Annotated in this window: 12 protein-coding genes; 2 read left to right on the top strand and 10 right to left on the bottom strand. The window is 54.8% G+C overall.

Annotation, left to right across the window (positions count from 1 at the left end; all coding sequences use genetic code 11):
• From ACLRGI_RS17175 to galE, 10 genes are all read right to left on the bottom strand, one after another.
• Positions 1-514 (bottom strand): transposase family protein (locus ACLRGI_RS17175; RefSeq protein WP_419202772.1); only part of this gene is annotated, 514 nt, incomplete at its 3' end.
• 154 nt (positions 515-668) lie between these two features.
• On the bottom strand, positions 669-1,922 hold the full coding sequence (locus tag ACLRGI_RS17170) for a hypothetical protein (protein ID WP_419202771.1): 1,254 nt from the start codon (positions 1,920-1,922) through the stop codon (positions 669-671).
• Positions 1,915-2,991: an O-antigen ligase family protein gene (locus ACLRGI_RS17165; protein ID WP_419202770.1), complete on the bottom strand. Its 1,077-nt coding sequence runs from the start codon at positions 2,989-2,991 to the stop codon at positions 1,915-1,917. Before ACLRGI_RS17165 ends, ACLRGI_RS17170 begins: the two co-directional genes overlap by 8 nt.
• Positions 2,992-3,127: 136 nt before the next feature.
• Complete coding sequence (locus ACLRGI_RS17160) at positions 3,128-3,691, bottom strand: polysaccharide pyruvyl transferase family protein (RefSeq protein WP_419202774.1); 564 nt, start codon at positions 3,689-3,691, stop codon at positions 3,128-3,130.
• A 456-nt stretch (positions 3,692-4,147) separates the two neighbouring features.
• Positions 4,148-5,182, bottom strand: coding sequence for a glycosyltransferase family 4 protein (locus tag ACLRGI_RS17155; RefSeq protein ID WP_419202769.1), 1,035 nt, complete (start codon positions 5,180-5,182; stop codon positions 4,148-4,150).
• Positions 5,169-5,903, bottom strand: coding sequence for a glycosyltransferase (locus ACLRGI_RS17150; RefSeq protein WP_419202768.1), 735 nt, complete (start codon positions 5,901-5,903; stop codon positions 5,169-5,171). The genes ACLRGI_RS17155 and ACLRGI_RS17150 overlap by 14 nt, the downstream gene beginning before the upstream one ends.
• 485 nt (positions 5,904-6,388) lie before the next feature.
• Positions 6,389-6,832, bottom strand: a complete 444-nt coding sequence (locus ACLRGI_RS17145) for a glycosyltransferase (RefSeq protein WP_419202767.1) — start codon at positions 6,830-6,832, stop codon at positions 6,389-6,391.
• Positions 6,833-7,443: 611 nt separating this feature from the next.
• Entirely contained in the window at positions 7,444-8,349 is a 906-nt protein-coding gene (locus ACLRGI_RS17140) for a glycosyltransferase (protein ID WP_419202766.1), read from the bottom strand.
• Positions 8,350-8,547: 198 nt separating this feature from the next.
• Complete coding sequence (locus ACLRGI_RS17135; protein ID WP_419202765.1) at positions 8,548-10,062, bottom strand: tyrosine-protein kinase domain-containing protein; 1,515 nt, start codon at positions 10,060-10,062, stop codon at positions 8,548-8,550.
• Between the two features lie 177 nt (positions 10,063-10,239).
• Positions 10,240-11,283 carry a UDP-glucose 4-epimerase GalE gene (gene galE / locus ACLRGI_RS17130; protein ID WP_419202764.1) on the bottom strand — a complete coding sequence of 348 codons (1,044 nt, stop codon included), beginning with the start codon at positions 11,281-11,283 and terminating at the stop codon, positions 10,240-10,242.
• 412 nt (positions 11,284-11,695) lie between these two features.
• On the opposite strand from galE, the gene ACLRGI_RS17125 reads away from it, so the two are divergent.
• Both ACLRGI_RS17125 and ACLRGI_RS17120 read left to right on the top strand, forming a co-directional pair.
• Entirely contained in the window at positions 11,696-13,135 is a 1,440-nt protein-coding gene (locus ACLRGI_RS17125) for a sugar transferase (RefSeq protein WP_419202763.1), read from the top strand.
• A gap of 167 nt (positions 13,136-13,302) precedes the next feature.
• A complete protein-coding gene (locus ACLRGI_RS17120) occupies positions 13,303-15,162 on the top strand; it encodes a DUF4012 domain-containing protein (protein ID WP_419202762.1) in 1,860 nt (619 codons plus the stop codon).
• Positions 15,163-15,323 lie beyond the last annotated feature (161 nt).

The raw sequence follows: 15,323 nt of genomic DNA, 5'->3' as shown, positions 1-15,323 counted from the left end.
CATCAACGCCGAGTGCGTCCACTCCTTCGAGGCGGTCCGTCGCTGCGATCCGCAGGGATGCTTCCACCCTGACGGCGTCCCAGACGGTGTGCCAGGAAACGCCGAGTTGGTGGGCCAGAGCGGAAACGGAGGTGTCGAAACACTGCAGCGCGTCGGTCGCCCATCTGGCGGCCCTGGCGGTGAGTTTCGCGCGTGATCCTGCCAGCGGGTGTTCTTCGGTGAACGTCGTTCTCGGGCAGTCCGGGTCCGGGCACCGCCAGACACGCTTGGCCCACAGCAGCCGCACCGGCCTGCCAAAACACGGAATGTCATGAAGCCGGACCCGCCGGCGGCCATGGCCCACGGCAACAACGCCGCAGTGCGGACAACCGGTGGCATCTTCTCCGGTCTCGACGCCCAGAATCAGGCCGGTCCGGGTTGCCGTGACGGAGTTGACGTGGATGCCCTCAACACCGAGTAGCGCATCAGCGCGAGTGCACCAGCGGCCATCGGAACAGGACATAGAGTTAGTCATGTCAGGGTCTCTTTTGGGTGTTGGTTTGCTTGGTCGCAACCAATTCAAAGAGGCCCTGACCTCTTTCCCGCCGCGACACGCCGCACCGCAAACGGCCAACCCCAAGACGGCACTTTCAGGCCGCCCTAACCATGCTCATCTGCGAAGGGCCGATTTACAGCCGACTGGAGCCCTTACGATGCCGTCCGTTCCCACGTTCACCAAAGACAAGCAAGCACAAATGAGCCGCCAAGAGGAAGACATTCGCAAGTACAACGGCGATGCCTATACCGACGACCCCCAATGATGGAACGGCCACGTAAGCCACAAGGACAAGTACGAGAATTCGACCCAACGAGGAAACAAATAGAGCGAACGTATGGCTTCGGACCAAAATAATTGTTCCCGTGATCTGCAGAAATGCACTAAGCGCAAATGATGTCGCCAACAGGATTCCGGCAAGAATCGATACATCGTAGTCGTCGGGAGTAATCCATCGAACCACAGCAAGCCCGGCTAGTCCTAGCAGCGGCCAAGCAATTAGGACAGGCGTGAGCCTCGCTAGTGCCATCGGCCAGCCCTTCGTAGAACCTTGGGCGTAGCGGTTGAGAGCATGCTGGCCGACAGCGACGTTTAGGCTGCCCAACGCAAGCATAGGACGCCTGACAACCTGGTACTCAGCAGCCGTCCGCAACCCGCCCAGCGCCGTCAGCAAAGTATCAACAGCGCCACCAAACGCGTTGACGGCTTGGTATGCGGCTAAGCTACCCAGGTGCTTCCACGACTGTCCTAAGTACAGCTGCTTCAACTCCTTCGTCAATGGCAGATCCATCCGAAGCCGATCGATGAAATCCCGAATGAGACTGGGTAGCGCTGCCGCTAAGGATGCCACCCCGCTGAGAATCATAAGTAAGTTCCCTGACGGAGCCTCAGGCAACAAGAAGCATCCGGCAGAAACCAGGAGGTAGACAAGGCAGTTGAATAGTTGCAGGCGCAGTAGTGACTCGGGGGGTCCATAAACTCGAGTGCTCACACATAGGGCATAAGCGCCTTGCCCAGTCAGCATCACAAAAACACCGATGGTCATTGCAGGGTCCGCAATAAAGGCCATAAGCGACGTAAGTAGTCCCACTATGACTACAACCCCGAAACGCGACAGGTTTAAGAAATTGACCGAACCATGTGTAAGTGGCGAAATAGTTGATAGATCCTGATGACCCTGGGCAATTCTTTGCGCAGAGATCCCATCGATGAATTGTATAAAAATAGCAACAATCCCTCCCCACAAGGCAAAAAGGCCAAGGGAATCAGGAGGGGATACCAATGAAAATACCAAGAATAGAACATATGTCGAGCCAGTGGAGGCCAGAATACCGACAGCATACGGTGCAGCTCGAACCCTGAACAACCGGGATAACCACTTAGCCACGCAATAGACTTCCTGATAGAGTTTTCGTCGATTCGATCCCATTCAGCGCTGAAGGTTTAATACTCGGAACCTGGAGGATGACGACGACGATGATAGCCGTGGAAAGCATGCCTCCGCTCGGATAGTTCAAGATAAGAGGAACCTCAGTCAGGCATTGCAGTACAAGCACGCACCACAACACAAGCTGACGCGGATCATGAGCTGACACTGCCCACGCCCCGATTGAAGCCAAGAGCAAAACAGTTGCGGTCGCCAGCGGCCATCCACCGGTCACATAGTCCATGATTACTTGATTGTGAGCGTGAAACCATGGCACAAACTTGCCAGCTCCTAGCGTTTCAAATAGCCCAGTACCCAAGCCTGTGAACCGATCAAAGTCTAAACTCAATGCCCACTGCCAAGTACCGGAGCGACCCGTAAACAATTGCGGATCCAGCCTAGAACCCATTGTCAACACTAAAATCATGGGCACAAAGAGTGAGATAAGCCCCAGTACCAAGACGGCTAGGCGCGCAGCCCGCGCTCGGACAAGCCAAGCCGCAAGTCCGATACATGCTGCGGCCAACGACGTCAGGGACATCGCTGCCAGCACAACACAAACTGAAAGTACTAGGTCGAATTTGCGCCATTTAGTTGCACCAAGCGCCAAAAGCAAGGTTGCCACAGCAACAAGGCCTGTCATGTTGGCATGACCAAAGACACCTCGGAGTCGCCCGTCCAAGACAAATAGACTGCGCTCGTCCACCGCGAGCGCCTGAGCGCCACCTAGCAGTGTGGCTACGCTGGCTATCAAACCAGCACGGAGCAAGGTGGCGATTAGCTCCAACGTGAAGAATTGGGCACTCATGAGTATGGCTATGAAGACTAGGTGCGTGATCAACCAGTTTCTGTTGTCGCCCGGAAAGTCCACATCTGGAGAGATGAATGGAATTAAAGCCGACACCGCCAGCATGAGAACTGGTATCCAAGGCTGTTTGTGACGGCTCATGCCTTCAGTAACCGCTGTGAGAACTGATGCAAATAATAAGGCAACGCCGCAGACAAACAACCCGAAGCTCAGAGATCCCACGGCCGCCAGCTGGGGAAACGACACCAAGAACCCGGGGAGACATCCAGCAACGAATACAGCGACAAGCCCCGACTGGGCCAAGCGCGCGGGAATCCTGTGCTTAGCGACTACATTTTCCATCGGTCGACTCGCCAGGTCACCCATCAGTACGCACGGAGGAGAGCACGTCCAAGCCTCGCTGGCGTACTGACTCGAGAATGGTCATGTCCGGCCGTTCTGGTTTCGGCAAAGTCGCACATGGACCAGTCAAGCCGACTGTTGGAATTCCAAGCTCCGATACAACCTCAAACTTGTGATGGTATGCAAAAGCCAACGTCGGAACGCCTAGCACGGACCCAAGGATTGCTGCGTGTAAGCGCCCGGCATAGACATGCGAGGCATTCCGAAATAGGGCGGCAGCATCCTCGATCGTTGCTGGCCTTGCAAGCGTGCAAGGCAGTCCAGCCCAATAGTCACTGTCGCTGACGCGTCCGATGACTTGATCGAACTCCACGAACACAATGCGCTGTGTCTGTGATATTTGTGCCGCTAGGTCACGAATCGTTGAAGCGTACCATTCTTCGGTCAACCACGGCCTGGTCAAAGCCCAGTGAGGCGAGTAGCCAGGGAACGAGAACACGACGTAATCACTGTCCCGCCCGGAATATTGTCCACCGCCGAGGAACCTTTGGTCCAAAAGCGCTACATCACATCCGACCATGGCCGAATAGGGTTTTGGAACGTGGCCTAGGTCCGCAAAGGTCCGGACGCCTAGCTTCCCCCCGAAGGCCAAAAAGAGTGTGTCCATCTGTTCCGACTGTTCGGCACTGAGATTTAGGAATGGACCAATTCCCAAACCAACGCCTGAAATAGCATCGAGTTGTCCTCGGACGTGCCTGGACCATGCGCGCAGAGTTCTCGAGGACGGTCGGTCGGAGGCTATCCAGCCTCCGCCCCACAGGACTAGCTCCCCTCTAACGGATTCCCCCGCGACCGTTTGCAGCCGGTGTTTTCCAAGCCGCAATGGGTTAAAGCTACGTTTCTCATGAACTCCCACTGCACGGGAGAAGTACTGCTGACTGACCTCAGCAATCCAGTCATCCCCCAAATTTCCTTTGCCGTTCCACGAGTAACATTGCGTTGAGCGTTGTTGATTAGTTTTCAAAATATTCCCAGACTAAGTGATAGCTCGATATAAAGACTCCCATTCCTCGGCTATTCGCATGGGATCTCTTGCTGCCAATATCTCTTTGCGAAGCGACGGGTCGACCTTGAACCTACCGTGGGCAGGCTCCGAGAGGTACAGGGAGAGAAATTCACTCAATTGAGCCCTTGACGCAAAGATCCCCGGGTGGCCCTTCAAGACTTTAACGTGAGCCGGAATATCACTCACTAATACCGACAGATCATATTGCATTGCCTCAATGAGCGTGAGGGGTTCACCTTCAAAAGAACTAGCGGATACGTACAGATCATTTGGCGCGACACTGCTCCACGGATTCCTCTGGTGCCCAAGAAAGCTTACTTTGAGATCCAGCTCTTCGGCTAAAGTTTGCAGGCTCTCCATATTTGGTCCCGCACCTACGATCAGTATTTCGCCGTTCCAGGATGACAAACGAGCAGCCCGGAGTACCTCATCGATCCTCTTACTTTCAATGACACGACCGATTACAACCAAGCGACCGCCGCTGTCCGGACTCGCAGCCAAAACTCCAAGCTTGCCCGACGGATTCAATATCACGCGGGCACGCTCCTGCTTGGCTGCCGAATTGAAGCAACTCACGTAAACGGCACCGAATCCCTGGAGCGCATTTCGAATAAGCCAGCCGAGCGGAGCCCTTACTCCAGACCACGACTTCATGGAGTGATCAGTAACCACAATGCTGAACTTCTGACCTATGGTCAAGAGGCGAGCTATGAGGCCAACTATTTCAGGAGCTTCACAGTGGAGATGTACTACGTCGGGGCGAGAGGCGCGAATAGTCGAAGCCAGGCGTCTTGCTGCAACAAGGAGTCGAAGCGGCCCCCGAACGGGCTTGGAAGTTAGCGTCTTGTCCGGTTGGCTATCCTCCCCTGGCCAAGCGGGATCAATGGCATAGCGGTCGACAAGCACACTTCTGCTGGCTAGGGGACCAACGATACGCGCGACGCTACGCTCCGCTCCACCACCATCCAATCTGATCAAAAGAGTTAGCACTCTAAGCTGGCCCATGAGCTCTCCTTACCTCAAGATCCCGAAGTACGGTTTGAACCTTCTGTCCCCAGGTCTGGCTACGAGCGAATGCCAAGGCGTTCTGTGAAGCCTTTCTGTACTCGGAAGGGGAAAATTGGAAGTTTGCAACTACGTCGGCCAAGTCCTCTTGGAGACGTGCTATTGAACTGAAATTCTCGGGGCCGAAGGCAACAGAGTCAGGCACCAAACTAGCAACTCCTTGATGCCGCACACACAGTGAAGGCAACCCTCTAGCGGCGGCTTCGACAACGGCCGGACATGATGAATCACGCATGCTTGTAAACACTAAGAAATGACTTCTATCGTAGTAGTCAAAGGTCTGCTCCCAAGGAATACGTCCTGAGAACTCAACAAACCCAGACAGCTCGAGGTCTTTTACCTTACGTTCAAGAGTCGGTCGTTCCGGTCCATCTCCGATGAGCGTTAGTCGTGCCGGTATTCCCCTCTTGTGCAACGACGACAACAAGCCAATAGCAACATCTGCTCTTTTGGAAGCCACCATGCGACCGAGCCACACGAGTTCGACAGGGTCGCCCAACTTGTCGTTCGTTGCCGCGGCTATCCGCTCAGGCTGGATTCCGTCTGCCAACATCTGCTTTGCCGAGGTAATACCTAGTGAACGAACGAAAGCCAGAGTTGCAGAGTTTGTTGCCAACGTTAGCGTTGGATCTTTGTGCATGATGAAGTCAATTCGCCTCATCAGCCAACCGAAGGGAAAAGAGAGTGCGCGGACGGACTCGTGTATCCGATTATGAGGCAGTAGCCCAGAAAATTTTGCCATTTGACCGCCGCCAAGGGGACCCCAAACGGTAGTCAGGGGATGCCGTACCTTGAGGAATGAAGGACGGATGCGAACTGACCCCCAGCTGACGTGATGCACTGCCGTAACTCGGCTTCCATTTTCATCAAGCCACCTACGGCATTCACCAAGCCAGCGATTGATGTACTGCGCGACGATCAAGAGTTCTCGCGGTGACTGGGGAGCACGGGCCTTTCCGCTTCCTCCTAAAAACACAACCTCTATGCCGGCGTCGCGCCAAGCCTTAACATGGTCTTGCGAAGAATCGCTACCGCTTGTAAGAACAGTGACGCGATGCCCAGCGTCGACGTAGGCCTTGCCCCAGTTCCACGCCAGCCCTGCCTCGGTACCAGCCCCAGGAATAGCCTCGAATGCCGTAAGTACTATCATCGTTCCATTCCCTGCAGTAAGTAGTCCGCCACCGTTGCAACATTCTCGTCCCATGATGGTGCGTTCAAGCACTTTCTGCCATTCATCTCTAGGTCATCTAGCCAAGCATTGATCTCATTGACGCTTAGATTATCGCGGAAGGGCAGAACCATTCTCGGATCGTATGAAATCCCGTTCAAGGCATCTTGTGTCGCGATTACGGGGATGCCGAAGGAAAGTGGCTCGAGGACTTTGTTTTTTACACCACTCCCCGACTTCGTAAGCGCGAGCGCACAGCTTACTCCAGAATAAGCTGATTCAATCTCATCAACCCACCCAACAATGTTTGCATCACTTAGACCTGATGGAACTTTCGCAAGATTCGGCCCTACCACATTAAGCGCCTTGTCCAGTTCACAGCCCGGGCCTCTCGAATACCATTCATCTACTTGGTCAAGCATTTGAAGGTTTGGGGGGTAAGACCAATCCCCGACAACCACCATTGGGCCCTTGCGCGACCATTCCACTGGTGCAGACTGGACTTCGACGGGACTTCCGTTTGGCACTACGAAGCGCGTCGCATTTTGAGCTAGATATTTTGCGTCAGACTCCAAATCTAAATCTGAAATATAGGAGACTGAGTCGGCACGTCGGCTCACGTATAGAAGGGCGAAGCGCGCCAACATGACTTTTAGGATCTTAACTGCCTTGGAACGTATCCCCGTGCCCGCACCCTGGCCTGCATCCGCCAAACGGACCCAACTGTCGCACACGTCAACGTGTATTCTCCCGTGGGTTCGACTCCGCATTCTTGAAATTACGGCAACAGCAACCGGAAGCCCCTCCAGGAAGATTGCATCATAATCCGAACGTAAATCCGCAAGCCGCTGACCGTCGACCATTTCTGACCGGCTGGCACTAAGAACTTCAGCGGGGAATCGCCGCCGGCGCAGCATAGTCACCATATCTGGCTGTGAGCCCCTATTGCTCAGTGCCTGGACTATTCCGTCTCTTCGGATGATGGCCCCAAGAGCATGCGACTTCTCGAATCCCTGGTGAACAATGAGCACTCTCATTTGACACCACTCAGAATGAGATCGGCACATCGAGCGATGTTACGACTTCTCAGAACCTCTTCGGCTTGATCCCAGTATGTGGCTCGACTCAACCACAGGGAAGTCAGCGCTTCCTTAACCTCAGAGACGGCTGTTTCCTCATTGGCTTGGGGGATCCAACCGCCGTTAAGCTCATGAATCAGAAAGTCTTCGGGTCCGTTGGCGGCCGTAGATACGACTGGAACACCGCTTTGCAAAGCCTCCAAGTGAGCAAGACCTAGCGATTCCGCCTCAGAAGTACTCAAGAAGACATCTATGTCGGTCCACAGGCGGCTAACATCTCCACCAACGCGCAGGTCAATATGGGAAAACGTCAACAGATAGTCCAACAGCTCCTGCTCGGCCTCGGATGCCGGTCTAGGCACCACGAGCGCAGCACGGACGCCTAGCGAGGCAGTTACGCGAGCAAACATAGGCAATCTCTTTATGGGATCAAGCCGAGCCACGCTGCCCAACGTCAAATTGCGAAGATTTTCCGGATCTAGGAACTCCAGCGAGTTCTCCGGACGAGAAGACCAAACGCCCGGGCCCAACGGCAGGATTGGTACATCTCCAGTCAGTCCCTTAGAGACTGCGTCTATGGCCACAGACTTGCTCACCACGAAGGTTGTAGCTCGCACAAGCCTTATGATCCTGGCCCTTATGGGACTGAATTGCCACGCACCGTGCCCGACAAAGGCGACTTTCCGGAGTCCATCCAAGGCAATAGCCTGCCAAAGTGAGCGAAAATCGTTGGCAACAAGCAAGTCGTAGGACGCCCTTGACCTACGGGAAACTAATTCGCCACAAGTCGCCCGAAGGGCCAGCTCGCTCTCGGGTTCAACACGCCAAGTCACATCGATCCCCCTGGCGTGCAGCTCCATTCCAAGATCATGGAGAAAGACTTCGCCGCCACCCCAGACGAGCTCACGAGAAGACAAACTAACTCTCAAAATTCCCCCTTCACCTTCTCTACATGAAACTCTGATGCCTCATCCGCCGAGAAACCCAGTGGGCATAATCGACGTCATCACGCCGCATCCTCACCAAAATTTCGAGCCGAACCTGTCTCTCGAAAGTAGCTACGACAGATTACTGCGGCGGATACGTTCCCGAGGAAAGGTGTTCGATGAAGTTGTATTCGCATCAATAAGACCGTCAAAACTGTCAGTGCCCATAGGATCCGTTGGAGGGGTGGAGCTTCCGCGAACTGCAACCCCAGGACGTGTGCCGGTTGGACTTTCCGGGCTCTCTCGGTTGGCGTATGAATATGCATACGCGTCGGCGCCCTTGAGCGGGATCCGGTTCAAGATCACACCCAACACGTCTGCCTCGACCAGGCGCAGCGCTTGCAGTGAACGTTCCAGTTCATTCCTCTTGATCCTGTGCGCGCCAACGACCAGGATTACGCCACCGACGTGTTGGGCAAGTACCGTCGCGTCCGTGACAGGGAGAACTGGGGGTGTATCAATGACAACAACATCAAAGGCACCTTCCAAAGCCACAATTAGTTGCTGCATCTCCTGAGATCCAAGCAATTCACTCGGATTCGGCGGGATGCGGCCCGAAGTAAGCACGTATAAGTCGTCATCGCCCCATTTATGTAACAGGTCTCCCACGGTCATCTCACCCAAGAGTGCGGTGGTCAAACCTACGTTTCGGTCCAGTCCCAAATATTGATTGACCGAAGGACGCCTGAGATCAGCATCTACCAGACACACCTTTTGCCCAGCTTGAGCCAGTGAAATGGCCAGGTTGGTGGCAGTGGTGCTCTTGCCCTCCCCAGGCAATGATGAAGTCACGATGACCGACCTCGACTTGCCTGCCACGTTGGCGAATTGCAGGTTAGTTCGCATCTGCCGGAAGGACTCCGCTCTCGGGCTTTGCGGCGATGTCTGCGTTAGGAGCGGGCTCTTGGGCACATCTGCACTGAATGCAACGCCGCCAAGCAGCGGCAAGTCGGTCACAGACCGGAGATCTAGCTCGCCCCGGACGCGGTTGTCCAGGCTGGAGCGGACAATAGCTGCTCCTACTCCGAGAACCAAACCCAAGACGAATCCCAGCGCGATATTCATACGAGTGTTCGGGGCGGTCGGCGAAGCCGACGATTTAGCGGGTGTAATTACCGACAGGCTGACCGGCGACGTTCCACCTGTTTTTGGCTTCTCCAACGAATCCACGGCCCCGATGAGACTATTTGCGATGGCCTGAGCCAAGGCTGCTGCCTGGACAGGTGATCGGTCTTCAACAGAGATATCGATAAGGACAGTATTGAGCTCGTTTGTGGCCGTTACACGAGACGCAAGTTCCTCGGGAGAAGTGTTTAGCCCCAAGGAATCAATTGCTGGCTGAAGCACCACCGGCGACTGAACGGTTTTTACGTACGATTGAACACGTGCCTGGCTGAAAGAGTTTCCTTGCTGCAGTTCCAGCACTGACCCAGAATTCTGGATAGCCACAAACAGTTGCGTTCGCGATGTATAAGTCGGCGTCGTTAGCATCGCAGCACCAGCTCCAACCAAAGTTCCCGCGAGCACCATGGCCGCAATCAGAACCCAGTTCCGCCTTAGAATCCGAATATAGTCGTGAAGATCCAAACCTAGGTCCCCCTGTGTTGAAGATGGCGAAAGGCATGCTGAAGGGCTCGCCGAGCCAAGAGCCTTTCCAAGTGTACCCGGACACGCGTTCCGGCTAGATTCCAGGTAGGCGCACCGCTTCTAAGGTGTTCCTTTATGGCGTCCGATTAAGGATCGGGTGCGCCCAAGGCCTAATCTCTAGTTGCTACTCAAATCATTAGATGTCGGCGGCCCAGCGTAACCATAGGGATTCGAGCTTTGCCACCGCCAGTGGTCCTGACACATCCGGTCCAGATCACGGCGAGCAGACCAACCTAAGTCGGCCAAGGCTCCCGAGGGGTCCGCGTAGCTCACAGCAACATCTCCAGGACGTCGCGGAGCAAATTCATGCGCAATGGGATGTCCAGCAGCGGCACTGAAAGCTTCAATTACATCCAGGACTGAAGACCCGCGTCCGGTACCGAGATTCCAGCGGAAGTCCCCCGTGTGGGATTCCAAGTAGCCCAAGGCCGCAATGTGTCCTGCTGCAAGATCCATGACGTGAATGTAATCGCGGATACCTGTACCGTCCGGCGTCGGGTAGTCATTTCCGTAAACAAAGACCTTGTCGCGTCGACCAACGGCGACCTGAGCCACAAACGGCAGTAGATTGTTGGGGGTCCCCTGCGGATCCTCACCTATTTGTCCGGATTCGTGCGCGCCGACCGGATTGAAATAGCGCAAGATCGCGATGCTCCAGCGGGGGTCCGAGGCCCGGAGGTCTGACAGGATGTCCTCTATCTGCTCCTTCGTGCGCCCGTAAGGGTTAGTGGCATCCAACGGCGACTTCTCAACGAGCGGGACGTCACTGGAGTCGCCATAGACCGTCGCGGACGAACTAAAAACCAGTCTCCGCAGCCCGGCCTTCTCCATGCTTTCAAGCAAATTGAGCGTCCCGACAACGTTGTTCCGGTAGTATCGTATTGGTTTAGCAACAGACTCCCCAACTGCTTTCAAGCCCGCAAAATGTATCACGGCATCGAAACCACCTTCATCAAACACTTGATCGATTGCGTCGCCGTCGAGGAGGTCGCCTTCTCGAAAATCAACCACCCGGCCTGTCAACTCCTGCACTCGGCGGAGAGAATGCACCGTGGAGTTCGACAGATTGTCGTATACCACCACTTCATGGCCGTCTTCAAGCAGGCACAGCGTGGTGTGTGATCCTATGTAGCCAGCGCCGCCAGTAACAAAAACTTTCATGGCACGAGTGTAGGTGCAGAAAAGCTGATTTTGCGCGGAAAGAGCGCCGTGGGTGAAGTTTTTGGTCAGAGTTCATGCTCGTGATATTTAGTCAGGGCCACGCGAACCGATCATCAAGCTTTGCCCCCTCCACGCTGAACCAGTCTTAGCGCATACTTGTCAGCAACCACCTCGCCAAAACCTGGTGTATGACTCCATAGGCAGCTTCTCTACCGCCGTTGCGGTCAACAACTGTGCTGTGAAATTTCGAATCGGTCTTTGGCTATGATTGTGATCGATACGCTGACTGGTGAGGATAATTCGGTCAGAGCTTGCATGGCATGGACTGTTAGTCGGGCACGCAACTGGCGGTTGAGTCCAGCTGTGATATCCCGACACACCGCCGAGCATTTTAAACATTCATGGGGGAATCTTGCTGAATCAAACCGGCTGGCGGAGTCGACTTGAGCACATCCTCAGGGTGACGGATGCTTTCGTCGTCATTTGGGCGGTCGCAGGAGCCTATGCAATTCGCTTCGGATTCGATGACCTAGCGCGAGCACGCTCGCAGGACACCGACTACCTATGGCTCTCGATCGCTTTGGCAATCGTTTGGTGGCTCATGCTCGAACTGTGGGGAACACGGGAACATCGGATACTCGGATCCGGATCAGAAGAGTACAAGCGTGTTCTGGCTACTTCAGCTTGGTTGTTTGGCTTCGTGGCCGTGATTTCTTATGCGTTGAAGTTTGAAACGGCCCGGGGGTTTGTAGGCTTAGCTTTCCCTGTTGGGACGTTAGGACTTGTCATTGCTCGCTGGCTGGTTCGACAGCATCTGGCAGTCGACAGAAGGAAGGGCAAGAGGTCTTCGCGGGTTCTCATTGTCGGAGGACCGCATGCAAGCGCCCATTTGATCAACTCCTTAAGGCGAGAGCCGGGCGCAGGCTACTTTCCAGTGGCCGCACATCTCCCAGGGGCGAACTCCGGGTTGCACCGCGTGACTGAGTTAGGGGTTATTGTCACTGGCTGCGAAACAGGCGTGGAAGCTCTCCTAGGGGCGATCCAGGACACCGGAGTCGATGCCGTTGTAATTTCCGAGGGCGTACACATGCATCCCGAAGAGCTTAGGTCGTTGGGGTGGGAACTTGCAGCCCGGGACATAGGGATGATTTTGGCTCCAGCACTAACAGACGTGGCCGGTCCTCGGATACATACCCAACCAGTCGCTGGACTGCCTCTAATCCATGTTTCGACTCCCAAATTGACTGGGGGCAAGCGCGTAGCAAAACGCACTTTCGATGTGACAATTGCAGGGTCACTGCTGATAGCGCTAGCCCCAGTATTCCTAGCTTTAGCCTTCCTGGTTAAGTCAACCAGCCCCGGCCCTATTTTCTATCGGCAGGAACGTGTCGGGCTCCGCGGCACAACCTTCCATATGCTCAAGTTCCGTTCGATGAGACAAAATGCTGATGCTGAGTTGCAGGCCCTCCTCCAAGCTCAAGGCTCGGCAGGGCGCCCCCTGTTCAAAGTGCAAGACGACCCAAGAATCACTCCTATAGGGCATTTCCTGAGGAAGTACTCCTTGGACGAACTGCCACAGCTCTTGAACGTCATAGGGGGAAGCATGAGCTTGGTAGGCCCGAGACCACAACGCGAGGGCGAAGTTGCACTCTACGACGACGCTGCACATCGTCGACTTTATGTCAGCCCAGGAATGAGTGGCTTGTGGCAGGTCAGCGGACGATCCAATCTAAGTTGGGACGAGAGCATTAGGCTCGACCTCTACTATGTAGAGAACTGGTCACTCATGGGTGATGTGCTGATTCTCGCTAAGACCTTCAAAGCCGTATTCGCTAGCACTGGCGCTGTGTAAGGCCATACTGACTCAACTGCGACATCCATCACAAGACAAACGCAAGCGCCCTTTCGAATGCTGTCAGAGCTGACTCAGCCTGCTATAAACCATCAACCAAGCGTTGGGATGCTCCTCGACTGGCAGTAGCGAGTATGCAACCTAAACAGATTCTTTGAGAAGAGAATATGGCCACTACAACACCCGATCATTCCAAGAAGTCAGTCCGTGGGTTGCAATACCAAAAACGGAGGACCCGCCGGCGAATCATCATGTGGACAGCATGGACCGCTCTTGTCATATTGATCGTTGTCTCGGCAATCGCTTGGTTGGGCTTCAAGGCCACGACAATACGCGCTGAACTTCGGGCGTCTACTGTTTTGATACCCGAGTTGAAAGCAGCCATCGCATCTGAGGATGCAGCGGGGGCCACGCGAATTGTCGATGACTTGATGCGGCACACTAGCGAGGCACGCGAAGCAACGGAGGATCCGCTGTGGAAGATCGCCTCGGCGCTACCAGGGGTGGGTGAGAACTTCCAGGCAGCCAGTGTGATCGCCACATCTGCGGACGACGCTGCACGATTAGGCGCCGCTCCGTTGGTTGGTGTCTTCCAGTCACTGGACTGGAAGACTTTCACGCCGTCGCCTGAGGGTATCGATTTGGCTCCGTTGAAAGCTGCTGCGCCTAAGGTCCAGGCAGCCGCCCATGCAGTTCATGAGTCATCGCAACGCCTCAATACTCTCGACGCCGATTCTCTAATGCCCGAAATTTCCCGACCACTGGTCGAAGCTAGAAACCAACTTGGGTTGTTGAGCGAAAGCTTGGATTCGGCGGCAAGCACTGCTTCCTTAGCTCCTGACATGATGGGCTCCAGCACTCCGCGGCGCTACCTACTTCTTATGCAGAATAACGCCGAATCTCGAGCAACGGGCGGAATTCCCGGCGCATTGGCCGTTCTCAACGTAGATAAGGGCAGCCTTACACTTGAGGCTCAGACAAGCGCCACCGCTCTAGGTGCATTCATTCCTCCTGTGGCTATTGACTCTGAACAGCAAGCGATATATTCCAACCGAATTGGCAAGTTCATGCAAGACGTCAATCTGACGCCTGACTTCCCAACCACTGCAAGCACAGCTCAAGCAATGTGGGAGAGGAGCACTGGGGAGCGTCTAGACGGAGTACTCTCGCTGGACCCAGTAGCTCTGAGCTTCATTTTGGATGCCACGGGCCCGATCCAGATCGAAGATCCAACTATTCGGCAGATCGGGAGCAACCTGCCATCACAGCTAACAGCCATGAACGTCGTCCAGACGCTGCTGTCAGATGCCTACGCCAAAATTGAGGAACCCGAGCTCCAGGACATCTACTTCGCCGGGGCGGCAAAAGAGATCTTCGCCGCCGTTTCCTCGAAGAACACCGACCCGAAGAAGCTTCTGGATGCCATTGCGAGGGGCGTGGACGAACGTCGCATACTCCTCTGGTCCGCTTCCACGAACGAACAAAGGACTATTAGCCAGTACTCACTTGGCGGCCTGACGTCAGGGAGCACCATCTCCCCTACCCAGTTCGGCGTCTACTTCAATGACGGCACTGGAGCCAAAATGGACTTTTGGGTAAAACGGACCGTTCAGGTTGCTAGAGACTGCACACGCGACGGGTACCGAGAAGTGACCCTTCGGGTGACGAGTACCAACACAGCACCGAACGATGCTGCCGCAGCACTTCCGTCGTATGTCACTGGCGGTGGCGCATTTGGGGTTCCATCCGGGTCCGTGCAGACAAATGTCGTCGCTTATGGCCCTTTCCAGTCGGATATTGACACAGTTGTCAAGGATGGGCTCAAGATTCCCTTCGCTGCACAGCGTCATAATCAACGTCCTGTTGGTACGTCGACGATCCGCCTGGCACCTGGACAAAGTACGTCTCTTGAGTTCAATTTCGGTCACATAGTCCAGGATTCTGCGCCTGACATAGCTGTCACGCCCACCACACAACCCGTCAAGGATGTGATCCAAACCACAACCCCCTCATCATGTGAACGATGAGGGGCGCATGCGTTAATGCTTTGTAACGGGTGTGGATTTTCTTTGCCGATGACGCGCAATGAATGATAAGTTCTACGTGGGCAGCACACTGGGATTTCACTTACGGGTTTCGTAGGGTCTCGGAAATCTCCAACACCACGTCGTACCACTAAAGGTCTCAG

This window comes from Paenarthrobacter sp. PPS72 (genome assembly GCF_048537125.1).
Lineage (GTDB): Bacteria > Actinomycetota > Actinomycetes > Actinomycetales > Micrococcaceae > Arthrobacter > Arthrobacter nitroguajacolicus_E.
The sequence above is the reverse complement of the archived record's forward strand: the minus strand, read 5'-3'. Positions and strand labels throughout refer to the sequence as shown.

Excerpts from the sequence above, each read along its gene's own strand:
- ACLRGI_RS17160 (WP_419202774.1), bottom strand. The coding sequence starts at position 3,691 with ATGGTCGGATGTGATGTAGCGCTTTTGGACCAAAGGTTCCTCGGCGGT.
- ACLRGI_RS17155 (WP_419202769.1), bottom strand. The coding sequence starts at position 5,182 with ATGGGCCAGCTTAGAGTGCTAACTCTTTTGATCAGATTGGATGGTGGT.
- ACLRGI_RS17150 (WP_419202768.1), bottom strand. The coding sequence starts at position 5,903 with ATGAGGCGAATTGACTTCATCATGCACAAAGATCCAACGCTAACGTTG.
- ACLRGI_RS17145 (WP_419202767.1), bottom strand. The coding sequence starts at position 6,832 with ATGCTTGACCAAGTAGATGAATGGTATTCGAGAGGCCCGGGCTGTGAA.
- ACLRGI_RS17140 (WP_419202766.1), bottom strand. The coding sequence starts at position 8,349 with ATGGAGCTGCACGCCAGGGGGATCGATGTGACTTGGCGTGTTGAACCC.
- galE (WP_419202764.1), bottom strand. The coding sequence starts at position 11,283 with ATGAAAGTTTTTGTTACTGGCGGCGCTGGCTACATAGGATCACACACC.
- ACLRGI_RS17120 (WP_419202762.1), top strand. The coding sequence starts at position 13,303 with ATGGCCACTACAACACCCGATCATTCCAAGAAGTCAGTCCGTGGGTTG.